This window comes from Rugamonas apoptosis (genome assembly GCF_014042355.1).
GTDB lineage: Bacteria > Pseudomonadota > Gammaproteobacteria > Burkholderiales > Burkholderiaceae_D > Rugamonas > Rugamonas apoptosis.
On record NZ_JACEZU010000007.1, the window covers coordinates 194,259 to 220,375 of the forward strand.

28 protein-coding genes are annotated in these 26,117 nt (G+C 64.9%); 8 read left to right on the forward strand and 20 right to left on the reverse strand.

Translation table 11 applies throughout. The features are described 5' to 3' along the window. Positions 1-335 precede the first annotated feature (335 nt). From rpoH to lepB, 3 genes are all read left to right on the forward strand, one after another. On the forward strand, positions 336-1,229 hold the full coding sequence (gene rpoH / locus H3H39_RS15425) for an RNA polymerase sigma factor RpoH (protein WP_182154454.1): 894 nt from the start codon (positions 336-338) through the stop codon (positions 1,227-1,229). A 180-nt stretch (positions 1,230-1,409) separates the two neighbouring features. Further along, a complete protein-coding gene (locus tag H3H39_RS15430; protein WP_182154277.1) occupies positions 1,410-1,865 on the forward strand; it encodes a hypothetical protein in 456 nt (151 codons plus the stop codon). Between the two features lie 118 nt (positions 1,866-1,983). Then, positions 1,984-2,670, forward strand: coding sequence for a signal peptidase I (gene lepB / locus H3H39_RS15435; RefSeq protein ID WP_182154278.1), 687 nt, complete (start codon positions 1,984-1,986; stop codon positions 2,668-2,670). Between the two features lie 79 nt (positions 2,671-2,749). Here the strand turns inward: lepB and H3H39_RS15440 are convergent, their stop codons facing one another. The 6 genes from H3H39_RS15440 to H3H39_RS15465 all read right to left on the reverse strand — a co-directional run bounded on the left by H3H39_RS15440 (position 2,750) and on the right by H3H39_RS15465 (position 7,698). Next, positions 2,750-3,514: a FadR/GntR family transcriptional regulator gene (locus tag H3H39_RS15440; protein WP_182154279.1), complete on the reverse strand. Its 765-nt coding sequence runs from the start codon at positions 3,512-3,514 to the stop codon at positions 2,750-2,752. 74 nt (positions 3,515-3,588) lie between these two features. Next, on the reverse strand, positions 3,589-4,419 hold the full coding sequence (locus H3H39_RS15445; protein WP_182154280.1) for an HDOD domain-containing protein: 831 nt from the start codon (positions 4,417-4,419) through the stop codon (positions 3,589-3,591). A gap of 77 nt (positions 4,420-4,496) precedes the next feature. Beyond that, positions 4,497-5,078: a TerD family protein gene (locus tag H3H39_RS15450; protein WP_182154281.1), complete on the reverse strand. Its 582-nt coding sequence runs from the start codon at positions 5,076-5,078 to the stop codon at positions 4,497-4,499. 62 nt (positions 5,079-5,140) lie between these two features. Beyond that, positions 5,141-5,836 carry a TIGR00266 family protein gene (locus H3H39_RS15455; RefSeq protein WP_182154282.1) on the reverse strand — a complete coding sequence of 232 codons (696 nt, stop codon included), beginning with the start codon at positions 5,834-5,836 and terminating at the stop codon, positions 5,141-5,143. A gap of 30 nt (positions 5,837-5,866) precedes the next feature. Further along, positions 5,867-6,442: a TerD family protein gene (locus H3H39_RS15460; protein ID WP_182154283.1), complete on the reverse strand. Its 576-nt coding sequence runs from the start codon at positions 6,440-6,442 to the stop codon at positions 5,867-5,869. Between the two features lie 209 nt (positions 6,443-6,651). Beyond that, the gene (locus H3H39_RS15465) at positions 6,652-7,698 is read right to left on the reverse strand and encodes a DUF475 domain-containing protein (RefSeq protein WP_182154284.1); all 1,047 of its coding nucleotides are present in this window, start codon (positions 7,696-7,698) and stop codon (positions 6,652-6,654) included. Between the two features lie 100 nt (positions 7,699-7,798). Between H3H39_RS15465 and nhaR the strand changes: the two genes are divergently transcribed. Together nhaR and H3H39_RS15475 are read left to right on the forward strand one after the other, a co-directional pair. Beyond that, positions 7,799-8,710 carry a transcriptional activator NhaR gene (gene nhaR, locus H3H39_RS15470; RefSeq protein ID WP_182154285.1) on the forward strand — a complete coding sequence of 304 codons (912 nt, stop codon included), beginning with the start codon at positions 7,799-7,801 and terminating at the stop codon, positions 8,708-8,710. Positions 8,711-8,845: 135 nt separating this feature from the next. Further along, the gene (locus H3H39_RS15475; protein ID WP_182154286.1) at positions 8,846-10,186 is read left to right on the forward strand and encodes a hemolysin family protein; all 1,341 of its coding nucleotides are present in this window, start codon (positions 8,846-8,848) and stop codon (positions 10,184-10,186) included. Positions 10,187-10,227: 41 nt separating this feature from the next. On the opposite strand, the gene H3H39_RS15480 is transcribed toward H3H39_RS15475, so the two are convergent. After that, positions 10,228-11,007, reverse strand: coding sequence for a sulfite exporter TauE/SafE family protein (locus tag H3H39_RS15480; protein ID WP_182154287.1), 780 nt, complete (start codon positions 11,005-11,007; stop codon positions 10,228-10,230). 679 nt (positions 11,008-11,686) lie between these two features. Here H3H39_RS15480 and cysD point away from each other — a divergent pair. Next, a complete protein-coding gene (gene cysD, locus H3H39_RS27940; RefSeq protein ID WP_229218090.1) occupies positions 11,687-12,589 on the forward strand; it encodes a sulfate adenylyltransferase subunit CysD in 903 nt (300 codons plus the stop codon). Further along, positions 12,589-14,535 (forward strand): adenylyl-sulfate kinase, encoded by a 1,947-nt coding sequence (cysC, locus tag H3H39_RS15490; RefSeq protein ID WP_182154289.1) that lies wholly within the window; start codon positions 12,589-12,591, stop codon positions 14,533-14,535. Before cysD ends, cysC begins: the two co-directional genes overlap by 1 nt. 31 nt (positions 14,536-14,566) lie before the next feature. Here cysC and H3H39_RS15495 read toward each other — a convergent pair whose 3' ends face one another. The 6 genes from H3H39_RS15495 to H3H39_RS15520 are packed head-to-tail and all read right to left on the reverse strand — an operon-like array spanning position 14,567 to position 19,674. Further along, a complete protein-coding gene (locus H3H39_RS15495; protein ID WP_182154290.1) occupies positions 14,567-15,619 on the reverse strand; it encodes an AI-2E family transporter in 1,053 nt (350 codons plus the stop codon). 22 nt (positions 15,620-15,641) lie between these two features. Then, positions 15,642-16,241 (reverse strand): SCO family protein, encoded by a 600-nt coding sequence (locus H3H39_RS15500; protein WP_182154291.1) that lies wholly within the window; start codon positions 16,239-16,241, stop codon positions 15,642-15,644. Between the two features lie 19 nt (positions 16,242-16,260). Next, on the reverse strand, positions 16,261-17,151 hold the full coding sequence (cyoE, locus tag H3H39_RS15505) for a heme o synthase (RefSeq protein WP_182154292.1): 891 nt from the start codon (positions 17,149-17,151) through the stop codon (positions 16,261-16,263). Next, complete coding sequence (locus H3H39_RS15510) at positions 17,151-18,314, reverse strand: COX15/CtaA family protein (RefSeq protein ID WP_182154293.1); 1,164 nt, start codon at positions 18,312-18,314, stop codon at positions 17,151-17,153. The genes cyoE and H3H39_RS15510 overlap by 1 nt, the downstream gene beginning before the upstream one ends. Positions 18,315-18,320: 6 nt before the next feature. Next, positions 18,321-18,941 carry an SCO family protein gene (locus H3H39_RS15515; RefSeq protein ID WP_311196931.1) on the reverse strand — a complete coding sequence of 207 codons (621 nt, stop codon included), beginning with the start codon at positions 18,939-18,941 and terminating at the stop codon, positions 18,321-18,323. After that, positions 18,928-19,674, reverse strand: a complete 747-nt coding sequence (locus tag H3H39_RS15520) for an SURF1 family protein (protein WP_182154295.1) — start codon at positions 19,672-19,674, stop codon at positions 18,928-18,930. Before H3H39_RS15520 ends, H3H39_RS15515 begins: the two co-directional genes overlap by 14 nt. A gap of 39 nt (positions 19,675-19,713) precedes the next feature. On the opposite strand from H3H39_RS15520, the gene H3H39_RS15525 reads away from it, so the two are divergent. After that, positions 19,714-19,917 carry a twin transmembrane helix small protein gene (locus tag H3H39_RS15525; protein ID WP_182154296.1) on the forward strand — a complete coding sequence of 68 codons (204 nt, stop codon included), beginning with the start codon at positions 19,714-19,716 and terminating at the stop codon, positions 19,915-19,917. Between the two features lie 111 nt (positions 19,918-20,028). Here H3H39_RS15525 and H3H39_RS15530 read toward each other — a convergent pair whose 3' ends face one another. The 7 genes from H3H39_RS15530 to H3H39_RS15555 all read right to left on the reverse strand — a co-directional run bounded on the left by H3H39_RS15530 (position 20,029) and on the right by H3H39_RS15555 (position 26,112). Further along, positions 20,029-20,889 carry a cytochrome c oxidase subunit 3 gene (locus H3H39_RS15530; protein ID WP_182154297.1) on the reverse strand — a complete coding sequence of 287 codons (861 nt, stop codon included), beginning with the start codon at positions 20,887-20,889 and terminating at the stop codon, positions 20,029-20,031. A gap of 41 nt (positions 20,890-20,930) precedes the next feature. Beyond that, the gene (locus H3H39_RS15535; RefSeq protein ID WP_182154455.1) at positions 20,931-21,143 is read right to left on the reverse strand and encodes a DUF2970 domain-containing protein; all 213 of its coding nucleotides are present in this window, start codon (positions 21,141-21,143) and stop codon (positions 20,931-20,933) included. Between the two features lie 14 nt (positions 21,144-21,157). After that, on the reverse strand, positions 21,158-21,709 hold the full coding sequence (locus tag H3H39_RS15540; RefSeq protein ID WP_182154298.1) for a cytochrome c oxidase assembly protein: 552 nt from the start codon (positions 21,707-21,709) through the stop codon (positions 21,158-21,160). A gap of 7 nt (positions 21,710-21,716) precedes the next feature. Next, a complete protein-coding gene (locus H3H39_RS27645; protein WP_220456333.1) occupies positions 21,717-21,824 on the reverse strand; it encodes a cytochrome oxidase small assembly protein in 108 nt (35 codons plus the stop codon). A gap of 62 nt (positions 21,825-21,886) precedes the next feature. Beyond that, positions 21,887-23,488 carry a cytochrome c oxidase subunit I gene (gene ctaD, locus H3H39_RS15545; RefSeq protein ID WP_182154299.1) on the reverse strand — a complete coding sequence of 534 codons (1,602 nt, stop codon included), beginning with the start codon at positions 23,486-23,488 and terminating at the stop codon, positions 21,887-21,889. A gap of 13 nt (positions 23,489-23,501) precedes the next feature. Next, on the reverse strand, positions 23,502-24,725 hold the full coding sequence (gene coxB / locus H3H39_RS15550; RefSeq protein WP_182154300.1) for a cytochrome c oxidase subunit II: 1,224 nt from the start codon (positions 24,723-24,725) through the stop codon (positions 23,502-23,504). 463 nt (positions 24,726-25,188) lie between these two features. After that, positions 25,189-26,112: a methyltransferase domain-containing protein gene (locus tag H3H39_RS15555; RefSeq protein ID WP_182154301.1), complete on the reverse strand. Its 924-nt coding sequence runs from the start codon at positions 26,110-26,112 to the stop codon at positions 25,189-25,191. Between the last annotated feature and the right edge of the window lie 5 nt (positions 26,113-26,117).

The following is a 26,117-nucleotide window of genomic DNA, read 5'->3' on the forward strand; positions in this document are numbered from 1 at the left end:
TGTATGCGACGCCCACATCCGCCGCCGGCCGGTGCCGGCACTGGATATACAAGCCCCCCAGGTCGCCTGAAAATCGATAGCTTTTTTACTATCAAAGCGATTATGGATGGCGATTGGCACTCAACGACGGAGAGTGCTAATATATGAAACATCGTGGTGCTGGAAATTCTTATAAGCAACTTTTTGCGGCGAGAATAGCCAGTTCCCCAAGCAAGATCGCAGCGGGCAACAGACGGATGACAGGCTGGTAACAAACAGTAAAATCCGATGTGAACGCCCCGGCTGCATGGCACATTGACACTTGGCACTATCAGCTAGCGAGGAAATAAATGAATATGATGTCCGCACCGAACGCGTTGGTCCCAGCCAACAACCGTGCTCTGGGCCTCGGCTTCACTGGCAACCTGGGCAACCTGGACGCCTACATCTCGGCCGTCAACCGCCTGCCGATGCTGTCGCATGACGACGAAGTCTCGCTGGCCCGTCGCCTCAAGGAACAGAACGACCTGGCCGCCGCCCAGGAGCTGGTGCTGTCGCACCTGCGCCTGGTGGTGTCGATCGCGCGCGGTTACCTGGGCTACGGCCTGCCGCACGCCGACCTGATCCAGGAAGGCAATATCGGCCTGATGAAAGCCGTCAAGCGCTTCGACCCCGACCAGGGCGTGCGCCTGGTGTCGTATGCCATGCACTGGATCAAGGCCGAGATGCATGAGTACATCCTCAAGAACTGGCGCCTGGTCAAGGTGGCGACCACCAAGGCCCAGCGCAAGCTGTTCTTCAACCTGCGCAGCCACAAGCAGGGGCTGGACGCCATGACGCCCTCCCAGATCGATGGCCTGGCCAAGCTGCTGGACGTCAAGCGCGAGGAAGTGATCGAGATGGAAACCCGCTTGAGCGGCCGCGACATCGCGCTCGAATCGCCGACCGACGACGAGGACGACAAGTTCGCCCCCATCGCCTACCTGTCGTCCGAGCAGAGCGAGCCGACCAAGGTGCTGGAAGCGGAACAGGTCACGCGCCTGCAATCGGAAGGGCTGGAATCGGCGCTGGGCAAGCTCGATCCCCGCTCGCGCCGCATCGTCGAAGCGCGCTGGCTGGCCAACGACGACGGTTCCGGCGCCACGCTGCACACGCTGGCCGACGAATTCGGCGTGTCGGCCGAGCGCATCCGCCAGATCGAATCGGCCGCGCTCAAGAAAATGAAAGGCGCGCTGGCCGCCTACGTCTGAGGCCCACCGGCCTGGTGCCCAAGAAGATGCCGCCCCGCGTACACGCCGGGCGGCATTTTTTCTGGTACGACGCCGATGCGTGTACCATATCCGTCCCGCCGTTTTTTCGCGGCGCCGTCCGTGCGCCGCCATCGGGCAGCTTTTGTTAGTCTCGTTGCATTCCTGACCGAAAGGATACGCATGAACAGCAAGTTGTCGCGCCGTCTTTGGCTGCACCCGTGGTTCCGTCTGGTCCTGCTGCTGGCCCTGGCCGGCTGCGGCGCGCACGCCAGCGATGGCGCGCCGCCGGCGCCGCCCATCCCCGCCAAGCTCACCGTCGCGTTGACCCAGGGCCAGAGCACCACCGTGGCGCCGGGCGCCGTGCTGCGCCTGGAACGCGTCAACGACAGCCGCTGCCGGGTGGGCGCCGTGTGCGTCTGGGCCGGCTACATCAGCTACACCTTCACCCTCAACAAGGGCGGCGCCAGTTCCAGCTTCGTACTGGCGTCCGATATGCCCGGCGCCGGCAAGACCGCGAGCCAGAACGGACTGACCTTTACCCTGCTCGGGGTGGAGCCCGACAGCGTGCCGCACATGAAGGAAGCGGCACCCGATTATCGGGTCAGCTTGCAGGTGAGCCGTCCCTCCGCCCCCTGAACCCGAGCGCCATGACCGCCCGCGCACGTCCCATCCGTGCCCATGGCGGAAGCGCTAAGCCATGATTAAGAAACCCTGTCGATACTGACAACTCGACACACATCGACCGGGAGACATCATGCAAGGCTGGATCCGCGCCAACAAAGGCTTCCTGCTGTTCCTCACGCTGTTCGGCATCTTCCGCACGGCTGTAGCGGACTGGAATCCCATCCCGTCCTCCTCCATGCATCCCAATCTGCTGGAAGGCGACGTGGTGCTGGTGAACCGCCTGGCCTACAACGTCAAACTGCCGTTGACGGACATCGTGCTGGGCCACACGGGCGAACCGCAGCGGGGCGACATCGTCACCTTCAGTTCGCCCCAGGACGGCACGCGCCTGATCAAGCGCCTGATCGCGCTGCCCGGCGACCGGGTCGAAATGCGCGACGAGCAGTTGATCATCAACGGCCAGCCGGCCAGTTACGCCACGCTGGGCGACGGCAGCGAGACGGTGGGCGCGGCCGGCTCATTGCGCACCATACAACTGCGCGAAACCATGGCCGCCGGCACGGCCGCCGCGCACACCATCCAGCTGCTGCCGCAAGTGAACGCACGGCGCAATTTCGCGCCCGTCACGGTGCCACCCGGCCAGTACCTGATGTTGGGCGATAACCGTGATAACAGCGCCGATTCGCGCTACATCGGCATGGTGCCGCGCGCGCTGCTGATCGGGCGCGCCGTGCGGGTGCTGGCCTCGGCCGACATCCAGGGCAACTGGCATCCGCGCACGGAACGCTTCGGCATGGATTTGTACGGCGCGCGCTGACCGCGCCGGCCAGCCCGCCTGGTCGCCGGGTTTGATGGCCCACCGCCCTGGCGGTAGCGATGCCTGCAACTGGCGTCGTTCAGGCCGGGACGGGCGCGCTGTCCACGGCCTGCGCGCGGCGCAGCCGTTCGCGGCAATTACACAGATTGGTGCGCATGGCCGCGCGGGCCGCTTCCGGATCCTGGCGTTCGATGGCGTGGTAGATGTCTTCGTGTTCGCGGTAGATGCGCTGCAGGCAATCGCCGGCCGCGCCCGGCGCCACATGCGCGCCGCGGCCCGGCGCCATCAGGGCGCAGGGAATGAAGGCTTGCCCCAGGTCGGCCAGCAGGTCGACGAAATAACGGTTGCCCGTGGCCTCCGCCACCAGCAGGTGAAAGCGCTGCTCGGCCTCGACCGATATGCCCGGCAGCGCGGCCCCGCTCAGGATGCGGTGCAGCGCCGCCTCCAGCTGCGCCACCTGCTGCGCGCTGCGGCGGGTGGCGGCCAGCCAGGCCGCCTCCGTCTCCACGCTGATGCGCAGTTCCAGCACGGCCAGCAGGTCATCGACGCTATGCACGGCGCCGGCCGCCACGCTGAGCCGCGCCGGCTGCGGCGCCAGCACGAAGGTGCCTACCCCATGCCGGGTCTGCACCAGTCCCGCCGCCTGCAGGTGCGAGATGGCCTCGCGTACCACGGTGCGGCTCACGCCATGCCGCTCCATGATGTCCGATTCTGCGGGCAGCTTGTCGCCGGGCTTGCAGGCGCCGCTGCGGATGCACGCGGTAACGCTCTCCACCACGCCCTGCGCGAGATTGCGCGGCTTCTTGCGGGGCACGAACAAGGGAGCGGGGACGGTGTGGGACATGACGCGGACGGGCGGTGACGGGCCTGCCCATTATAGCAGCGCGAACTGACGGCAGTTGAAGCGGCGGCGGCGCCTCAGACCAGCAGCGCCGCGCTCATCGACTCGGCGTCGGCCGCCGACTGGCGCAGCACGTGCTCCAGTTGCGCGTTATCGCGCACATAGTCTTCCAGCGCGCCATCGGCATACCCCGCCTCGATGGCCGGCGCCAGCGGCGAGGCAACGGGCGCCAGGCGCCTGGCCAGCAGCAGGGTATCGCGCAGGCCGGCCGGCGGTGGCGACAGCGTGGCGCCGCGCAGCCCCACGATGGACAAGGCCACCGGCTCGGGAATGGCCAGCTTGCGCATCATTTCGCGTGTGATGATTTCCTGCGCCGCGCCCAGCCACTCGGCCGGGTCATCCAGCAGGCCGGGCATCTCGTCGGCGCGCGACAACAGGTAAAAGCCGCCCGCCTCGTGCACCACGCCGGCGAATAACGCCGTGTCGGCGTCGACGCCCGTCACATGGCGCGCCAGCACATGGGCCAGCGCCGCCACATGGGCCGAGTGGCGCCACAGCTGTCCGGCCATGGCGCGCAGTTGCGGATCGCGTATCCGGCTGCCGAACTGGCGCACCACCATGGCCGCCGCCATCGTGTACAGGTTGCGGAAGCCCACCCGCAGCACCGCCGTGCGCACGCCCGTCACCAGCGGGCCGCGCCGGTTGAACACGGCCGAATTGGCCAGCGCCACCGTGCGCGCGGCCAGTTGCGGCTCGGCCAGCACCTTGCGCACCACGTCGTCCGTGGCGCAATCGGGATCGGCCAGCGCCAGCTGCAATTGCAGCGCCGCGTTCACGCTGGTGGGAAAAACCAGCTCGCCGCGTTCGGCTTGCGACACGATCAGGGCGAAATCTCTTAGTTTTTCCATGGAAACATTATACGCAGGGCGGCGCCAACCGCAATGCCCCGCGTATCGTGGCCGCCACGCCGGCGGCAAGCCATGGGCTACAGGTGTGGCAGGATCAGCGGCAGCAGGTCGTCGAAGGTGCGGCCGCTGGCGTTTTCGCCGATCGCGTGCATCTTCCATTCGCCGTTGTGGCGGTACACCTTGGCCATGATCTGCGCCGTATGCGCGCCCTGCACCGACAGGTTGAAACGGGCCACTTCCTTGCCGCTGGCCGCGTCCAGCAGGCGGCAGTAGGCGTTTTCCACCTGCGAGAAGTTCTGTCCCGTGAAGCTGTTGACGGTGAATACGAGGCTGCGCACGCCGGCCGGCACCTGGCGCAGATCGACGTTGATCTGTTCATCGTCGCCATCGCCGGCGCCGGTGCGGTTGTCGCCCGTGTGGACGATGCTGCCGTCGCGGCTACGCAACTGGCGGAACCAGATCACGTCCAGCGGCCGGTTGGCCTCGTCGAACATGACGCACGAGGCGTCCAGGTCCACCGGCTCGCTGCGCGCGCCGAAGCCGAAGAAGCCCTTGCTCTTGATCGCGTCCCAGCCCAGGCCCATGACGACCTGGCCCAGGGTGGCGCCCGCTTCCTTGTCCAGCGAGATCTTCTGGCCTTTTTGCAGATTGACTGACATTGCTGTTTCCTTTCGATTGAGATTGCGCTGAATGCAGACTGCTGACTGCTGACTGCTGGTGCTTACTGCTGGCGGCGCTGGGTCCAGGCCAGGAAGGCTTCCCGGTTGCGCGAACACACCAGCACCTTGCCCTGGCCGGAAAAACGCAACACCATGCCTTCGCCGCTGGTCTGGCTGTTGATCAGGTTGCCCAGGAAGCCGCCGCTGCCGCCGGTGGTGATGGACATGTCGTAGCGCAGCGCGCTGTCCCAGCACACCACGTGCGAATTGTCGATCACCACATCGCGCCCCGGCGCCACCTCCAGCTGCGAGATGGAACCGAAGCCCGACACCGCCACCTGGCCGGAACCGGCCGTCTCCGTGACGAAGAAGCCGCCGCTCTGGGCGAACAGCGCGTTGCCCAGGTTCTGGGTCCGCACCCGCAGCTCGACGCCGTCACTGGCGGCCACGAAGGCGCCGTCGCTCAGCATGTACTGGCGCGGCCCCACGTCCACCACCTGCATGGCGCCCGGCAGCGTGGGCGACAGCAGGCAATCGCCCGCGCCGCGCACGGCTTCGATGTGCTGCTGGAAGAACGACTCACCGTTGGCGAAGCGCCGCATCAGCGCCGCGCCGATACCGCCGGTGACCTTGCCGCGCAAGTCCAGCGCCGCCTCCATCATCACCATCGCATCCGACTCGCAGTAGATTTTTTCGCCGTGCGCGAGCGACACGTGCAGGAACGGATCGACGTCCCCGGTAACAGTAAATGCTGGCATAGTGATCTTTCCTGAAACTATTTATACCGTTTAGATATTCACACCGAACGACGAGGCCAGCGGCCCCAGGCCACCCTTGAAGCCCTGGCCCACGGCCTTGAACTTCCAGTCGGCGCCATTGCGGTACACCTCGCCGAACACCATGGCCGTCTCGGACGAACCATCCTCGGACAGGTCGAAGCGGGCGATCTCCGCATTGCCGCTGGCGTTCACGCAGCGCACGAAAGCCTTCTGCACCATGCCGAAGTTCTGGCGCCGCGCGTCCGCCTCGTGGATGGTGACGCAGATGGCGATGCGCTCCACGTTGGCCGGTACTTCGGCCAGGTTGATGGTGACCGTCTCGTCATCGCCGTCGCCGGCGCCGGTGCGATTGTCGCCCGAGTGGGCCACCGCGCCCTCGACCGACTTCAGGTTGTTGTAGAAGACGAAGTCGGCGTCGCCACGTACCTTGCCATCCACCTTGAGCAGGAAGGCCGAGCCATCCAGGTCGAAGCTGTTGCCGTCCGTGGCGCGCACGTCCCAACCGAGGCCGATCACCATCTTCGACAGACCGGGAGCTTCCTTGCTCAGATTGACGTTGCCACCTTTTTGCAGACTGATTGCCATGATGTGTTACTCCTGTGTGATAGAACGGGCGCCTGGCCGGATTGGCCTGTACCAGGAAGTCATTTCAAAAAGCCCATGGCGTCGTTGTGGCGCCTTGCCGTGCAAGCGCACTGTCTTCGGCGCCACGCCTAGCCATGGTCATTTTGAAACAACTTCCTCCTGCCCGCGGCGGGCCGGCGCCTGGCGCCCGCCGCGTTGTCAGACTTTGCTTATGCCGCCAGCGCCAGCGCTTCCTGCTTGCGCCGGTGGCGGATCGAGGACCACAGCGAGGCGGCGATGAAGGCCACGCCGACCAGGCCCGTGAACACCTCGGGGATGTGGAACTTCATGCTGGCCAACATGATCAGCGCCAGGATGCCGATGGCGTAGTGGGCGCCGTGTTCCAGGAACACGAATTCATCCAGCGTGCCCTGCTTGACCAGGAACACCGTCAGCGAGCGCACGAACATGGCGCCGATGGCCAGGCCCAGCATGATGATCACCACGTCGGTCGTGATGGCGAACGCGCCGATCACGCCGTCGAAGCTGAACGAAGCGTCCAGCACTTCCAGGTACAGGAAGCCGCCAATGCCGCCGCGCTTGATCAAGTCGCCCACGTTGCTGCCGTTTTCCTCCTTCTCCAGCAGGCTGCTGACGGCGTCCACGCCCACATAGGTCAGCACGCCCCACAGGCCGGACACCAGCACCACCAGCTTCTGCTCCGGCGCCACCAGCGCCAGGCTGCCCAGCAGCGCGCCCAGCGCCACCATCACCGAGATCGACGACACCTTGCCCAGCGCGCCCAGCTTCTGCTCCACATGGCCCAGCCAGTGCAGTTCCTTGTCCTCGTCCAGCAGGAAGTTCAGGAACACCAGCAGCAGGAAGATGCCGCCGAAAGCCGCCACTTCAGCGTGGTGGTTGGTCAGGTGGGTCGAATAGGCGGCCGGATCATTGAGCGCCAGCTGCCATACTTCCATCAGCCCCAGGTCGGCCGCCATGGCCACGATCACCAGCGGGAACAACAGGCGCATGCCGAATACGGCGATCACGATGCCCAGGCCCAGGAACAGCTTTTGCCAGTACGCGTCCCAGGTCTTCAGCACCGAGGCGTTGACCACCGCGTTGTCGAACGAGAGCGAGACTTCCATCACGCCCAGAATGGCGGCGATGCCGATGGCCGACAGCGCGCCGGCCCATCCCGTATGTTCGTAGCCCCACCATCCGGCCGCCACCAGGCAGACGAAGGTGACGAACATGGACACCTTGAAGTGTTTCATTGATTTACCCCGTTGTTGTCATGAATGGGATGCAGTGTAGGGCCGGACGCGATATTAAAAAATAGAAGATAATCGAAGTATTACTTCGAAAAACCAGAACATGAAAACAACCGGACTCAATTTCCGCCACCTGTATTTTTTCTGGATGGTGGCCAAGGAAGGCAGCGTGACGCGGGCGGCCGAGCGGCTGGGACTGGCCGTGCAGACGGTCAGCATGCAGCTCGCGCTGCTGGAACAATCCGTGGGCAAGCAGTTGCTGGAACCGCAGGGCCGGCGCCTGGCGCCGACCGAGGCGGGCCGCGTGGCGCTCAGTTATTGCGACCAGATTTTCCTGCTGGGCGACCAGTTGCAGGATGCGCTGGAAGAGACGGACACGGGCAAGATGCGGCTCACGGTGGGCATCTCCGACTCGCTGCCCAAGCTGATCGCGTTCCGCCTGCTGGAAGCGACCCAGCAAATGGGCCAGCAAGTGAAGCTGGTGTGCCTGGAAGATGAATTCGAATCGCTGCTGGCCGACCTGGCGCTCAACAAGCTGGACGTGGTGCTGACCGACCGCGCCGTGCGCCCCGGCGGCGGCTTGCGCGTGTTCAGCCATTTACTGGGCGAAAGCGGCATGCAGTTGTTCGGCGTGCCGCGCCTGGTGCGCAAGGTGCGGCGCAATTTCCCCGCCAGCCTCGATGGCGCCCCGCTGCTGCTGCCCACCCGTAACAACGCGCTGCGCGGCCGGATCGACGCCTGGCTGGTGCAGCACGGCGTGCGGCCGGACGTGGTGGGCGAATTCGAGGACAACGCCATGCTCAACACTTTCGGCCGCAACGGCCTGGGGCTGTTCTTCGCGCCGTCCGCGCTGGCGCACGACATCCAGGAACAGTTCGGCGCCGTGCTGGCCGGCGACGCGCCGGAATTGCGCGAGCAGTTCTATGCCATCTCCAACGAACGCAAGATCAGGCACCCGGCCGTGGAAGCGATCCTGTCGGCCGTGCACAGCGGACCGTTCGCCGTGGCGCAGTGAGCACGACCTGCGCACGGCCGCGGTTGTCCCGCCCGCGTCGCATCAACCGGCGCGCGCGGCGCACACGAAAATTGCGCTGCCGGGTGGCCGGGTCGGATAAGATGCAGGTTTCGACCGCCCGCCTCGCGCGCCCCTATGCAAAACCTCCTGCTTGTCCTGCTCGCCATTTTCCTGGTCGCGCTCAACGGCTTCTTCGTGGCCGCCGAATTCGGCATCGTCACGCTGCGCCCCACCCGCATCCGCGCCATCGCCAAAAGCCAGGGGCTGCGGGGGCGCACGCTGGCCAAGGTGCACGGTGAGCTGGACGCCTACCTGTCGGCCTGCCAGCTCGGGATCACGCTGGCCTCGCTGGGCCTGGGCTGGATCGGCGAGCCGGCCTTCGCGGGGCTGCTGGAACCACTGTTCGCCGCCATCGGCGTCAGCTCGCCGCAACTGATCCACGGCGTGGCGTTCGCGCTGGCGTTCACCATCATCTCCTTCCTGCACATCGTCGTGGGCGAGCTGGCGCCCAAGTCGCTGGCGATCCGCATGCCCGAAGCGATCGGCCTGTGGAGCGCCCTGCCCCTGTACGGCTTCTACTGGGCCATGTATCCGGCCATCTGGGTGCTCAACGCCAGCGCCGGCATGGTGCTGGGACTGGCGGGCCTGTCCGGCAAGGGCGGCCATGATACCCACTATTCCGTCGATGAACTCAAGCTGATCCTGCGCAGCAACCAGCCGGGCCAGAAGTACAGCAAGGACGAGCGCAACATCCTGGCCCACTCGCTGGACTTCAGCGAGCTGTCCGTGGCGGACCTGATGCGGCCCATCAATGAAGTGATCGCGCTGCGGGCCGACCTGCCGCTGGAGGAGAATCTGCAGACCATGCTGCGCAACCGTTTCAGCCGCTATCCGTATTACGACGCGGACGGCGAAACGGTGCTGGGCCTGATCCATTTGAAAGACCTGTTCTTCGCCCAGCAATCGGGCAAGCCGGTGACGGAACTGGCGCCGCTGCTGCGGCCGGTGGAAACCCTGTCCGCGCGCACGCCCGCGCTGGAGCAGTTCCGCCGCTTCCGCGACGGCGCGCCCCACTTCGCGCTGATCGGCGAAAAAGGCAAGCGGCCGCTGGGCTTCATCACGCTCGACAACCTGCTGGGCGCCATGGTGGGCGAGATCCACGACGAGTTCCGGCTCAACGAAAACGACTGGCTCAAGCAGCCCGACGGCACACTGGTGGGCAAGGCCAGCCTGCCCATCTTCTCGCTGGAGCGGGCGCTGGGCATCGATATCGAGAACGAGGAACTGGGTCTGGATGAAGTGGAATCCGTGGGCGGCCTGCTGATGCTCAAGCTGGGCGACATTCCCAAGCAGGGCCAGCGCATCAGCTTCCGCTCGTTCGACATCGTCGCCAAGAAGATGACGGGACCGCGCATCCTGCTGGTGAAGGTGATTCCGAAAAGCGCGCCGGCCAGCGAAGAGGACGATAGGGACTGAGGCGGCACTGCGCACGGACCGGCGTCATGGCCGCCACCATCTCAAGCCAGCACTTTCGCCCCGGCCGCCAGCAACACCATGCTCAGCGCGATTTGCAGCCAGCGTCCCGGCAATCGGCGTCCCAACGCGCTGCCCAGGACGATGGCCGGAAGCGAACCGGCCAGCAGGCTGGCCAGCATCCGCCCGTCCACCATGCCGGCGAACAGGTAACCCATACCGGCCACCATGGCCAGCGGGATCGCGTGCACCAGGTCGGTGGCCACGAGCTTGTGGGGCGTCATGCGCAAGGGATACAGATACAACAGCATCACGCTGCCCAGAGCACCCGCGCCTACCGACGTCAACGCGACACACAGGCCCAGGATGGCGCCGGCGGCCACCGTCATCCGGGGCTGCAGCCGCTTGAAACTGGCCGGATCGCCGAGCCGGCGCCCACGCGCCAGCGCCAGCAAGCTGGGCGCCAGTAGCAGGCCCAGTGCTGTCACCAGCACCAGCAAGCCGATCGCCTTGCTCAACCAGGCTATCCTGATCAACTGGTGGCCCAGGCTTACCGCGACCACCACCGCCAGTGCCATGGGCAAGCTGCCCATCCATAAACGCCGCACCACCTGCCAGTCAACCTGCCCGCCCCCACTGTGCATGCGGGCCCCGGCCAGCTTGGTGATGGCCGCGAACCACAGATCGGTCGCGATCGCGGTGGTGGGGGCCACGCCGAAGAACAGCAACAGGATGGGCGCCAGCAAGGCGCCGCCGCCGACGCCCGTCAATCCGACCACGAAGCCGGTCAGAGCGCCCGGCATGACATAGGCCAGGTCGATCATCGGGCCGCCCCGGCGCCGGACATCAAAAAATTCGTCGTAATTTGCATATTTATGTTGCCAACCGAATTATTGGCATTATCATTTACAGTCCAGACAAGTATAAAATACAAAGATGCAAATTGCGACTAAAAATGAGGCGAGCGAACTGTGCGGCTTGAATGCCCCGCAGGTCTGGGACACGGAGCGTGCATTTCACCATTTACAGGCACTGGGCAAGGCGGACACCAAGCGCACCGCCGAGCGCCGCCTGAACGAATGGAAGCTGCTGCCGGCGCCTTTGACGCCAGCGTCCCTGCGCGATGAACTGGAGCGCCCGGCCAATCCGCTGATCCTCGACTGGGCGCTGGAGAAGGCCCGCAGCCAGCGCAAACTGGTGCTGTTCGCCCAGCTCAGCGCCCTGCCGGACGGCGCGCCCTGTCTGCATGCCAACGACGCCCGCGGTGGCCGCTACTGGCTGCCGCTGGCGGACGGGCATGTCCAGCCACTGGACACCCCCGCCATCGTCGCGGCCTTGCGACGGTTGCAACAGCACGCCGGCAAGGACGTCGCCGTATTTCCCCACGGCGCCCTGGCTGGCCTGCTGCGCCCGGTGCGCTCGCCGGAGCACATCACCCTGCATCCTGGCGCTTACGCACCCACACTGCCCACGCCGCCCGTGCCGGCCGGCGCCGCCCGCCACCTGCCGCCTGCGCCACACCTGAAACGGCTGGAAGCGGAAAGTATCCACCTCATCCGGGAAGCGGTGGCCGAGGCCGGCAACCCGGCCATGTTGTATTCGGCCGGCAAGGACAGCGCCGTCATGCTGCATCTGGCGCGCAAGGCTTTCCACCCCGCGCCACCGCCCTTCCCCCTGCTGCATATCGATACCCGCTGGAAGTTCCAGGAGCTGTACCTGATGCGCGACCAGATGGTCAAGGCCAGCGGCATGGAACTGCTGGTCCACGTCAATCCGGAAGCCATCGCCAAGGACATCAACCCGTTCGACCATGGCTCGGCCATGCACACGGCCATCACCGAGACCGAGGGCCTCAAGCAGGCGCTGGACAAATACCGCTTCGACATGGTGTTCGGCGGCGCCCGCCGTGACGCGGAGCGGTCACGCGCCAAGGAGCGCATCTTTTCCTTGCGCGGCCCGTCGCACCGCTGGGACCCAGGGCAGCAACGCCCGGAAATGTGGGACTTGTTCAACACCAGGAAAAGCCAGGGCGAAAGCATCCGGGTCTTCCCCCTGTCGAACTGGACCGAACTGGATATCTGGCAGTACATCCACCAGCAAGCCATCCCCGTCGTGCCCCTGTATTGCGCCCGGGAGCGGCCGGTGGTGCTGCGCGACGGCATGCTGCTGGCGGTGGACGACCACCGATTCCGTCTGCTGCCGGGCGAGCAGATCGTGGAAAAACTGGTACGCTTCCGCAGCCTGGGCTGCTACCCGCTGACTGGGGCGATCGCATCGCACGCGGCCACCGTGCCCGAGATCATCCTGGAACTGCTCAACGTCCGAGGTTCCGAACGCCAGGGCCGCGCCATCGACCACGATGCGGCGGCCAGCATGGAAAAGAAAAAACAAGAGGGGTATTTCTGATGGCGTCTTCCCATCCGGTCCAAACCAAATCCACGCGCGCCCGCAGCGGCGCCAGGACCGCGGCGGCGCAGGCCCCGGCCACCGGCCTGCCAACCACCGTCGAGGCCTTGCAGGCGCGGCAAAGTGGGCAGGACCTGCTGCGCGTGATCACCTGCGGCAGCGCCGGCGATGGCAAGAGCACCCTGCTCGGCCGCCTGCTGTTCGATGCGCGGCAACTGTACGACGACCAGCTGGACACCTTGCAAGCGGAATCGCGTCTGTACGGCACCCAGGGCCAACAGATGGACTTCGCCCTGCTGAGCGATAGCCTGGCGGCCGAACATGCGCTAGGCAATACCATCGACGTGGCCTACCGCTACTTCACCACCGCCAAGCGCAAATTCATCGTGGCCGACACGCCGGGCCTTGAGCAAGCCACGCGCAACATGGTGAGCGGCGCCTCCACCGCCGACGTGGCTATCATGCTGGTCGACGTGCGCGCCGGCTTGCTGTCCCAGACCCGGCGCCACGCCTTCCTCGCCTCGCTGATGGGCATCCGCCACGTGGCGCTGGCCATCAACAAGATGGACTTGGCCGACTTCTCGCACGACATGTACGAACGCGTCAAGACCGGCTTCGAGGCGTTTGCGGCGCCGCTGGGCTTCGCTTCGATCACCACCATCCCCATCAGCGCGCTCGAGGGCGACAACCTGACCGACCGTTCCGCCCACACGCCGTGGTACCGGGGGCCGACGCTGATGGCTTACCTGGAGACGGTGGAAGTGAGCCGCCAACAGAGCGACAAGATGGTGTATCCGGTGCAAATGGTAAACCGCGGCGATGCCGGCTTCCTTGGCTATTGCGGCACGGTGGCGCAGGGCCGCATCGCCGTCGGCGACGAAATCCGCGTCACCGCCTCCGGCCAGAAAGCCATCGTGTCCGACATCGTCACCCTGGATGGATCGCTGCCTGTGGCCCTGGCCGGCGACGCCGTCACGCTGTGCCTGGACCGCGCGCTCGACGCCACGCGCGGCGACATCCTGTCGCACGCGCAAGCGCCGCTCGAAATGACGGACCAGTTCGAGGCGACCATCGTCTGGCTGCATGAGGACCAAGGCATGCCCGGCCGGAACTATGAGCTCAAGCTGGCCGGCCAGTGGACCACGGCCGCGATCACCAACATCAAGCACCTTATCAACGTCGACACCATGGCCCACGAGGCCAGCAAGAAACTGCAGTTAAATGGCATCTACGTGTGTAACCTCAAGACCAGCAAGCCGGTCGCGTTCGATGCCTACGCGGCGTCCCGCACGCTGGGTGGCTTGATTTTGGTGGACCGCTACACCCATGCCACGGTCGCCGTCGGCATGATCCGCCACAATCTGCGCCGCGCCCAGAATGTACACCGCCAGGCGCTGTCCATCGCCCGCGCCGACCGGGAGCAATTGAACGGTCATCAAGGCAAGGTGTTCTGGTTCACCGGCCTGTCCGGCTCCGGCAAGTCGACGCTGGCCAACGCGCTGGAAGTCAAGCTGCATGCCCGTGGCATGCGCACCTATGTCCTTGACGGCGACAACGTGCGCCAGGGCTTGAACAAGGACCTGGGCTTCACGGAAGCGGACCGGGTCGAGAACATTCGCCGCATCGCCGAAGTGGCCAGGCTGATGATGGACGCGGGGCTGGTGGTGCTGACGGCGTTCATCTCACCGTTCAAGCGCGAACGGGAAATGGCGCGCGACGTGATCGGCGCGGATAACTTCGTCGAAGTGTACGTCAGCACCCCGCTCGACGTGTGCGAGCAGCGCGACGTCAAGGGCTTGTACAAGCAGGCGCGGGCCGGCCGGATTCCGAACATGACGGGCATTAACAGCCCTTATGAGGCACCTGACGAACCGGCCTATGAAGTCAACGCCAGTACCACCCCGGTGGAGACAATCGTGCGGGAACTGGCGGCCATGATCGGCTGAGCGCGCGCCGCTGCCAGCGCGGCGGGAGGGCTCAGGCCGCGCCGTCGTCCGGTTCCGCCGCGCCCCAGTGGCGCAACAGGCCCAGCGCCACGGCCAGCAGCGTGGGGCCGATGAACAGGCCGACGAAGCCGAACGCCAGCACGCCGCCCATCACGCCCAGCAGCACCAGGATGAACGGCAGGCTGCTGCCACGGCTGATCAGGATGGGCTTGACCACGTTGTCCACGCCGCTGATGGCGAAGAAGCCCCACAGCAGCATGAACACGCCCCATCCCGTATGGCCCTGGTTGAACAGCCAGATGGCGGCGCCGCCCCAGATCAGCGGCGGCCCCACCGGCACCAGCGACAGCACGAAGGTGGTGATCGACAGCAGCGCCACGGCCGGCACCCCGGCCAGCGCCAGTCCCACGGCCGCCACGCCGGCCTGCGCCAACGCCGTGCCCAGCAGGCCGTACATCACGCCGCGCACCGTGCGGCCCACCGTGTCGGCCACGGCCACACCCTGCTCGCCGATCAGCTTATTCATCCCGCTGCGCACCAGCGCCACGATGGCGTGGCCATCGCGGTACAGGAAGAAGCACACGAACACGGCCAGGCTGACCTGGGCCACGCCGCTCCCCAGCACCAGGCTGCTGCCCAGGAGCAATTTGCGCGCCGGTTCCAGCAGGCGCTGGGCCAGCGCGATCAATTCCTCGCGGCTGGCCACCAGTTTGCGCAGGTAGGCGTCAAACTGCTCGCCCACCAGCGGCAGTTGCTTGACCCATGCCGGCAGCACGATACCGCCGTCATCGAGCGCGGCGCGCACCTGGTCGAAATAGCTGGCCGCGTTGTCGGCCACGCTCCATGCCACCAATGCCAGCGGCACCAGAATCACCAGCGTGAGCGAGAAGGTCATCAGGGCGGCGGCCAGCGTGCGGCGCTGGCGCATACGGTGCAGCAGCCGCAGGTACAGCGGCCAGCTGGAAATGGCGATGGCGGCCGCGAACAAGATCGCGGCCAGGAACGGCCGCAGCACGATCAGGCAGCCGAGAATCAGCAGCACAATGGCCGCCAGGCGGGTGTAGGGTTGGAAGCGCTGCTCCATGCCAGGCCCGCCGGTCAGGCGATCAATTCAGCAGCAGCTTGAGGTCGTGCACGATGGGCTCGGGGCCCAGGCCGTGGCGCACGAACAGGCGCAGCTTGCCCGTCTTGTCGAACACATAGCTGCCGGCCGTGTGGTCCACCGTGTAGCTGCCCTTGGTCTTGCCCGGCACCTTGGCGTAGAACACCTTGAATTCCTTGGCCACGGCGGCGGTCTGCTCCGGCGTGCCATACAGGCCGATGAAGCGCTTGTCGAACGCCGGCACGTACTGTGACAGCAGCGCCTGGGTGTCGCGCTCGGGGTCGACGGTCACGAACAGCACCTGCACCTGGTCCGACAGAGGGCCCAGCGCCTGCATCACGCTTTCCATTTCCGCCATCGTGGTGGGGCACACGTCCGGGCATTGGGTATAGCCGAAGAACATCACCACGGCCTTGCCCTTGAAGTCGGCCAGCTTGCGCGGCTTGCCCGTGTGGTCGGTCAGCGCGAAGTCGTGCGCGTAATCGAGGCCGGACAGGTCGGTGTTCTTGAATTCCACTTTGGGCAGGGCGGGTTTTTCGCCGCAACCGGCCAGCGGACCGGCCGCCAATACGGCCAGGGTCAACGTCGCTAACAGTTTTTTCATGGTGTGCTTTGAGCTTGAATTACAGCTTGATGTAGTGGTCCACCAGCAGCGCGGCGAACAGCAGCGACAGGTAGATGATGGACCAGGTGAAGGCCTTGCGGGCAATCAGGTCGGTATAGTGACGGTAGATTTTCCACGCATGGCGCAGGAAGACGGCGTTCAGCACCACGGCGCTGGCCAGGTAGATCAGGCCACTCATGTGGACCGCGAACGGCAGCAAGGTGGTGGCGGCCAGCGCGATCGAATACAGCAGCACGTGGAACTGGGTGAACGGCAGGCCGTGCGTGACGGGCAGCATGGGCAGGCCGGACTTGGCGTAGTCGTCGCGGCGGTACATGGCCAGCGCCCAGAAGTGCGGTGGCGTCCAGACGAAAATGATCAGCACCAGCAGCCACGCTTGCATCGGCACGTCGTTGGCCACGGCGGCCCAGCCCAGCGCCGGCGGCATGGCGCCGGACAGGCCGCCGATGACGATGTTCTGCGGCGTGGCCGGCTTCAATATCATGGTGTAGATCACGGCGTAGCCGACGAAGGTGACGAAGGTCAGCCACATGGTCAGCGGATTCACCAGCGCGTACAGGATCCACATGCCGGCGCCGCCGATGATGGCCGAGAACAGCACGGTCAGGCCCACGCTCAATTCACCAGTGGCCACCGCGCGGCGCGCGGTGCGCGCCATGCGTGCGTCGATCTCGCGTTCGGCCAGGCAGTTGACGGCGAACGCGGCGCCGGCCAGCAGCCAGATGCCGATGGTGGCAGCCACCACCACGCGCCAGTCAGGCAGGCCGTCGGTGGCGAGGAACATGCCGATCACGGCACAGAACACGGCCAGTTGGGTCACACGGGGCTTGGTCAGCGTCCAGTATTGAGCGAAGTGGTTGGATTTACGGGTGGCGGTGTGCGTCGTCATTAGTGGTGTCTGGCAGCGGTGGCATGCGGGAATACGGCGCTGGCGGCTGCCTTCTGCGCAATCTCGAATTGGAACTTAGCCCGGTAGTTTAACATGGTCAGCAGCAGCACCAGCAGCGCCGCCCCGGCGTTATGCAGCACGGCGATGGCCAGCGGATAGTTGAGGAAAATCGTGGCCACGCCGGTGCACAATTGCAGCGCCAGCACCACGGCGATGGCGCGCGCCGTCTTGTGCAGCGCCGTGTGGCCCCAGGCGCGGAACGCCGTGTAGCCGGCCACCAGCGCCACCACGAACGCGAAGTTGCGGTGCACCCAATGGATCGCCGTCAGCGCCGCGAACGGCAGATAATGGCCGGCGGCCGTCTTGCCCAGCGCGCGCCACAGCGTGAAACCATGTTGGAAGTCCATCTCCGGCACCAGCTTGCCGCCGCACAGGGGGAAATCGGTGCAGGCCAGGGTGGCGTAGTTGGTGCTCACCCAGCCGCCCAGCGCCAGTTGCACCAGCAGCAGCACGCCGGACAAGGCGGCCAGCAGGCGGATATTGCGCATGGCCGGCGGCGAACCGGTCACAGTGCGCACAGGCGCGATCATCTGGTCCTGGCGGCCGCCATACCACGCCAGCAGCGCCAGCAAGCCCATGCCCAGCAACAGATGGCTGGTGACGATCACGGGCTGCAGCTTGAGGGTGACGGTCCAGGCGCCGAACGCGCCCTGCAGGCAGACGAACAGCAGCAGCGCCGTGGGCAGCCAGGGCGCGTATTCGGCGCGGCTGCGGTCGCGCAGCCAGTGGCGCCACGATTGCGCCGCCATGGCCACGATCAGCACCCCGATCGCCATGGCCAGGTAGCGGTGGATCATCTCGATCCAGGCCTTGGCCACCGTCACCGGGCCGCTGGGCAGCAGCGCTTCGGCGGCCTGGATCTGCTCATGGGCCAGCAAGGGGTTGGCGGTGCCGTAGCAGCCGGGCCAGTCGGGGCAGCCCAGGCCGGAGTCGGTCAGGCGCGTGAAGGCGCCGAACACGATCAGGTCGAAAGTGAGGAACACGCACACCCACACCAGCTTGCGGTACTTGTTGGTGTCGGACGAGGTCCACACGATCGCCAGCGGCAGCAGGGCCACCAGCAGCGCGGTGATGGCCATTTGGGGCAAGGTGACGGCATGCATGATGGTTCAACCTATGGCGGAAGCTTTGAGCAGTTTGGCCAGGTCCTTCTTCACCTTGGCCATTTTATCGATATCGGACGAGATGGCGCGCGCCGGAAAGCGCATCATCAGGTTGCCCAGCGGGTCGATCAGGAACACGTGTTCGCTGAGCGGACCGTCGGTGCCGGGCGGCAGCCACTTTTCCACCGCGCCGGCCGGCGCGCGCAGCATACGGGTGCCGTCGTTCACGCGCAGCAGCATGGTGTCCAGCGGCGCGTCGTCCGTGATCAGCCAGACCCGTTCGATGCGTTCCATCTCCTTGCCCTGCATGGTGCGCAACTGGCGCATGGCGAACAGCTGGTCCTGGCAATCCTGCCCGCAGTCGGACGGGCCCACCTTGAGCATGATCCACTTGCCCTTGTAGTCGTCCAGGGTGGCCGGCTTGCCGTCCAGCGTGGTGCTGGCCATGGCGGGAATCGGGTACTGGCGCGGGTCGATCAGGTCACCGTAATTGGTGCGGCCGCTGGGCTTGACCACGTAATAAGTGAAATAGGAGGCGATCAGCGGCGCCGCGCACACGGCCAGCACGGCCAGCAGCTTCCAGCGCCCGCGCGCTTGTTGCCCGGCCGCCGGTTCAGTGTTCGTCACGTTGGTTTCCACTGCTTTTTCCACGTCGGTATCCATTCCATACATAAAAGATGATGGCCATCGCCGCCAGTGCGTACCACTGGAAGGCGTAGCCGCGATGTTTGTCCACGCCCAGCGCCGGCGCCGGCCAGTCGCGCACCAGCGTGGCGTCGTCCGGGCCGGCGGCGCCCGCCTGTTCGATCACGAACGGCGCCAGCGCCAGTCCGGTGCCGGCCGCCACCTGGGCCGGGTCGGCGTTCTGCACGATGGCGCCCGGACGCAGCGCGGGCGCGGTGCCCAGTTGCATCACATGGCCCACATGCTGGCGCGCCACGCCTTCCAGCGTGACAGTGCCGGCCGGGGTGGCGTAGTCCGGCAGCTTGTCGCGCCGTACCGGGTCGCGCGGCAGCCAGCCACGCGCCACCAGCACATTGCCGGCCGTGCCGTCGATATGAAACGGCATCAGCACGTAAAAGCCGGCCCGGCCCTGGTAGGGGCGGTTATCCAGGTACAGCGGCCAGCCGCGTACAAACTGGCCCTGCACGCGCACGCGGCGGAATTCCACCTCGGCCGCAGGCACGGCGTAGCCATCCAGCACCAGCGGCGCGGCGGCGACGCCCTGCATCAGCCGCGCTTCCAGCGCCAGCTTCCCGGCCGCGCGCCGTTCTTGCCAATTCCCCAAGGCAATGCCGAGCGCCACCACCAGCACGGTGGCCACGAATGGGATAAGTGTAAACCGGAAGGCGATACGCATTACAATGGGTGCCTCACTCTATCTACCAACTACCGCGCCATGAAAATCGCCGTCGCCATCGCATTCATCCTGATCATCGGCAGCCTGGGCTCGGCCCTGTTCTTTCTCATGCGCGACAAGGGCAAAAGCAACAATACGGTGCGCGCGCTGGCCATGCGGGTCGGCCTGTCGATCACGCTGTTCCTGCTGATCCTGCTCGGCTACAAGCTGGGCTATATCCAACCCACCGGCATCCGCCAGTAAGCAGTCTTCCCCGCCCTGCCCCGCCACGAAAAAAGCCGCATCCGGGTCTGCCCCGCATGCGGCTTTTTCAGCTTCGCGGCAGGCGGCGCCGCGAAGAATTATAGCGCTCTCTTACAGCCAGTACACGACCACGTACAGGCCCAGCCAGACCACATCGACAAAGTGCCAATACCAGGCCGCGCCTTCGAACGCGAAGTGGTGCTCGGGCGTGAAGTGGCCGCGCAGCACGCGGTACAGCACCACCGACAGCATGATGGCGCCCATGGTCACGTGGAAGCCGTGGAAACCGGTCAGCATGAAGAAGGTGGAACCGTAGATGCCCGAGGTCAGCTTCAGGTTCAGCTCGCTGTACGCGTGCATGTATTCGAAGGCCTGGAAGCCCATGAAGGTCGCGCCCAGCAGGATGGTGAGGAACAGCCAGAACGCGGTCTTGCCGCGATGACCGGCGCGCAGCGCGTGGTGCGAAATGGTCAGCGTCAGGCCCGAGGTCAGCAGCAGCGCCGTGTTCAGGGTCGGGATCGGGAACGGTCCCATGGTCTTGAATTCCTGGATGGTGCCGGCCGGCCCCGTGTTGCCCCAGTGGGCCGCGAAGTCGGGCCACAGGATCTTGTGGTCCAGGTCGCCCAGCCACGGCATGGTGATGCTGCGGGCGTAGAACAGGGCGCCGAAGAAGGCGCCGAAGAACATCACCTCCGAGAAGATGAACCAGCTCATGGACCAGCGGTAGGAGTGGTCGATGCGCTGGCTGTACAAGCCCTTCTCCGACTCGCCGATGGCGTCGCCGAACCAGAAGTACAGCACCGTGATGATGCCCGCCAGGCCGACCATGTTCACGGTCGAGCCCCACGAGACATCGTTCACCCAGGCCGACGCGCCGACCATGGTCAACAACAGCGACAGGCCGGCCAGCAGCGGCCACTTGGATGGACCAGGCACGAAGTAGTACGGTGCCGAGGCGTTTTGTGAACTCATCTTCATCTCCCTAAATCAACTGTATGCGTGAATGCTACTTTTTATTTTGAAACGACAAATTTAACGATCGTGATCAGCAGCGCGATGAACAAGGCCACCCCGATCAAGCCGGCGATGATGACGTGCACCGGGTTCAGTTTAGCCGAATCCGTGTCGAAATCACGCTTGCGGCGCAGGCCGAAAAACGACCAGAACACCGCCCGCATGGAGTACAGGAACGAGGCCTGCGGTTGCGCTTTCTTCCCTTCATCCATGGCGTCCACCTTGCTCACTTCGAGGCCGTCTGGTCCAGACCGGCGATTTCAAAAAACGTGTACGACAGCGTGATCGTCTTCACATCCTTGGGCAGGGCCGGATCGATGTAGAACACCACCGGCATCTGCCGCGCCTCGTTCGCCTTCAGGGTCTGCTGCTTGAAACAGAAGCATTCCACTTTCTTGAAGTGCGGCATGGCGCTTTGCGGCGCGTAGCTGGGGATGGCCTGGGCCTGCATGGTACGCGGCTGGGTGTTGACCACTTCATACAGCATCGTCTGCAGCTGGCCCGGATGCACCTGCATGCTGGCCACCACGGGACGGAAGCGCCATGGTCCCTGGGCGTTGCCGTCGAATTCCACGGTGACGGTGCGGCTCATGTCGACCTGGGTGTTCTGGTCCAGCGTCACCGTGCCATCCTTCTGCGTCAGCACGTTGATACCCAATACTTCGCAAATCTGCTTGTAGACGGGGATCAGCGCGTAGCCGAAGCCGAACATCATGACGGCGATGACGAGCAGCTTGGCCAGCAATTGCCGGTTCAGGCCGCGGGTTTCCTGGTCCATGGCCACGTCAGCTCAGCCAGATGTGCTTGACGAACACGGACACGAAGAACACCAGCGCCACGGACGCCAGGATCAGGCCGGTCCTCACATTATTCGGTTTGTTCGCTTGGGACATGATCCTCAACTCACTGCTGAAATATCGTTGGCGGACCGCCGGCTGGCGGCCCGCCCTTGCCATTACTTGACGGTTGGCGGCGTTTCGAAGGTGTGGAACGGGGCCGGGCTAGGCACGGTCCATTCCAGGCCTTCCGCGCCATCCCAGGGTTTCGCTTCCGCCTTCTTGCCGCCGCGAATGGTTGGCAGCACCACGCAGAACAGGAAGAACACTTGCGACAGGCCGAAACCGAAGGCGCCGATGGAGGCGATCATGTTGAAGTCCGTGAACTGCGCCGGGTAGTCGGCGTAGCGGCGCGGCATGCCGGCCAGGCCCAGGAAGTGCATCGGGAAGAAGGTGATGTTGAAGGTGATCAGCGACAGCCAGAAGTGCAGCTTGCCCATGGTTTCGTTGTACATATGGCCGGTCCATTTCGGCGACCAGTAGTAGAAACCGGCGAACAGCGCGAACAGCGAGCCGGCCACCAGCACGTAGTGGAAGTGGGCCACGACGTAGTAGGTGTCCTGCAGCTGGATGTCGATCGGGGTCACGGCCAGGATCAGGCCGGTGAAGCCGCCCATGGTGAACACGAAGATGAAGCCGACGGCGAACAGCATCGGCGTCTCGAAGGTCATGGAACCCTTCCACATGGTGGCGATCCAGTTGAACACCTTCACGCCCGTGGGCACGGCGATCAGCATGGTGGCGTACATGAAGAACAGCTGCGACGTCACCGGCATGCCGGTGGTGAACATGTGGTGGGCCCACACGATGAACGACAGGATGGCGATCGAGGCGGTGGCGTACACCATCGAGGCGTAGCCGAACAGCGGCTTGCGGGCGAACGCCGGCAGGATCTGCGACACAATGCCGAACGCCGGCAGGATCATGATGTAGACCTCGGGGTGGCCGAAGAACCAGAAGATGTGCTGGTACATGACAGGGTCGCCGCCGCCGGCCGCGTTGAAGAACGAGGTGCCGAAGTGACGGTCGGTCAGGGTCATGGTGATGGCGCCGGCCAGCACGGGCATCACGGCGATCAGCAGGTAGGCGGTGATCAGCCAGGTCCAGCAGAACATCGGCATCTTCATCAGGGTCATGCCGGGCGCGCGCATGTTGAGGATGGTGACGATGATGTTGATCGAACCCATGATGGACGAGGCGCCCATCAGGTGCATGGCGAAGATACCCATGTCCATGCCGATACCCATCTGGCTCGACAGCGGCGCGTACAGGGTCCAGCCGGCGGCGGTGGCGCCGCCCGGCACGAAGAACGACGACGCCAGCAGGATGGCGGCCGGTGGCAGCAGCCAGAACGAGAAGTTGTTCATGCGGGCGAAGGCCATGTCGGAGGCGCCGATCTGCAGCGGGATCATCCAGTTGGCGTAGCCCACGAAGGCCGGCATGATGGCGCCGAACACCATCACCAGGCCGTGCATGGTGGTCAGCTGGTTGAAGAATTCAGGCTGGAAGAACTGCAGGCCGGGCTTGAACAGCTCGGTGCGGATCATCAGGGCCAGCACGCCGCCCGACAGCAGCATGATGAAGGAGAACCACAGGTACAGCGTACCGATATCCTTGTGGTTGGTGGCGAACAACCAGCGCGACAGGCCGTGCGGATGGTCGTGCGCGTGATCGTGACCGTGGGCGTGATCGTGTGCGTGATCCAGAGTGCTTGTGCTCATGTAACTCCCCTAATTACTTGCGTGCAGCCAGGACTTCGGCTGGTTGAACGATGTTTTCGGCGGCCTTGTTCGACCAGCTGTTGCGGGTGTAGGTGATGACAGCCGCGATCTCCGTATCCGACAGTTGTTTCCATGCTGGCATCTCGCCAGGGAACTTGCCGCTCTTCTTGCCGTTCAGCAGAACGTGGATCTGGTCCGCCTTGGGACCGGTGACGACGGGCGAGCCGTCCAGCGCGGCGAACGCGCCGGGCAAGCCCTTGCCGTTGGCCTGGTGGCAGACCACGCAATTGGTGGCGTACACTTTCTCGCCCTTGGTTTTCAGTTCATCGATGGTCCACACCTTGCTCGGATCTTCCGCCAGCGCGGCCATTTCCTTGAGCTTGCCGTCGACCCACACCTTGTACTCGTCTTCCGTCACGACCTTGACGACGATCGGCATGAAAGCGTGTTCCTTGCCGCACAGTTCGGCGCAGTTGCCGCGGTAGGTGCCGGTGTGCTCGGCCTTGAACCAGGTGTCGCGCACGAAACCGGGGATGGCGTCCTGCTTGACGGCGAAGGCGGGGATGGACCAGGCGTGGATCACGTCGTTGGCGGTGGTGACGATGCGGATCTTCTTGTTGACCGGCACCACCACTTCGTTGTCCACTTCGATCAGGTAGTTCTCGCCGCGCGGCTCGGTCGGCGCCACGCCGGGCGCGCCCACTTGCGATCGGGGGGTGGACAGGTTGGACAGGAAGGAAATGCCCTGGCCCTCGCCTTTCAGGTAATCGTAGCCCCATTTCCACTGCATGCCGGTGGCCTTGATGGTGATGTCGGCGTTGGAGGTGTCTTTCATGCCGACCACGGTGCGGGTGGCGGGCAGCGCCATGCCGATCACGATCAGGAATGGCACCACGGTCCAGGCGATCTCGACGGCCGTCGATTCATGGAAGGTGGCGGGTTTGTGGCCCAGCGACTTGCGGTGCTTGATGATCGAATAGAACATCACGCCGAACACGGCGACGAAGATCACCATGCAGATCACCATCATCCAGGTGTGCAGGCTGTAGACTTCGGTCGCGATCTGGGTCGCCGGTGCCTGCAGGTTCAGTTCGCGCACCATGGGACCGCCGGTACCGCCCGTTGCCGCCGTGTAGGTGCCGGCCGCCACCGGGGCGTCGGCCGCCCACGCCGGCATGCCCGCGGCTGTCATCAACAGCCCGAGCATCAACGATTGAAGTCGCTTTGCATGTTTCATGTTTTCCCCAACCACCAAAAAAAATGGATATATTTTTTTTAAAACGGCGTGAAGATTCGATGAGTTGAACCGCCGCCGCTCCTTAAACACCTTCAGATCCGGCCCGGCGCGCCCGCAAAAAACATCAGGCTGCGGTAGAGCAGAATCTTGATATTTCGCCAAGCGTAGCTAATATTACTATCAGATGCCCGGCCTGCACTAGCAATTACTCTTCGCCTCCCCCGACGCCGCCTATATAAGGTAGGCGATATCAAGACATGACAAAATTAGTCAACGATTATATAGAACAAAAATGACTTCCATCAAGGAATTATCCAATTTCCCATAGTGGCAGTGCACCATCATCGGGCGAGAAATGGCCGAGCGCACCCGAGCGGCGGGCCCGTCCGGGCCGCTGCTGTGCGTCAATCAGATAGCAATTTGATAGGAAGTGGGTGGCTGCAATGGTGCCGCCGCGCGCCGCTTAACGCGGCTTGCGGGGCAGATCGAAGCGGATGATGGCCTCGCCCGCGGCCGTCACGCGCGGGGCGGGACGGAAGGCGTGGCCGTAGATGATCTCGAACGACAGGCCCAGCTTGCCATCGGCACGGCGGGTCCGTTCCAGCGCGGCCAGCATGCGGGCCCAGGCCTTGCGGCCGATCAAACCACGGCGGCGCGTGGCCAGCGGATTGCCGCCCCAGGCCCGCACGTCAGCCAGCAGCGCTTGCGGCGTGTCGTAGGTGACCGTGATCACTTCCATGTCCAGCACCGGCGTCGAGAAGCCTGCCTCCACCAGCTGGTCGCCAAAATCGTGCATGTCGACGAACGGCAGCCCATGGGGCGCCATGTCCACTGCCTCGAACGCGGCCCGCACTTCCTTGAACGTGTCGGGGCCGAAGCAGGAAAACATCAGCAAGCCATCCACCTTGAGCACCCGGCGCCACTCGGCGAACACGCGGTCCGGCTGCGGGTGCCAGTGCAGCGCCAGGTTGGACCACACCAGGTTGATGGCGCCCGGCCCCAGCGGCAGCGCCGCGAAATCGCCGCACACCAGGTCCACGCCCGTCTTGGCCGGCAACAACTTGCTCATCAACTGGTTGATGGCGCCGGGCCGCGAAGCGCGCGCGCGGGCCGCGCCCAGCATGGCTTCGGCCGCGTCCACACCCACTACCTGCGCCGCCGGATAAACTTTCTGCAATGTTGCCAAATCGGCGCCCTCGCCGCAGCCCGCTTCCAGCACGCGCTGGGGCGACAGCTTGATCAGGCTCAGCCGGTCATGCATGCGCGAGGCGATCTCGCGCCGCAGGAAGTCGGACGGTTGCACCCGCTGGGGGTGGGCGAAGGCGGCGCGCACGCGCGCAAGGTCGATGGGTGCGCTCAGCTTGGGCGCATTAGCAGGCACTTGCATGATTC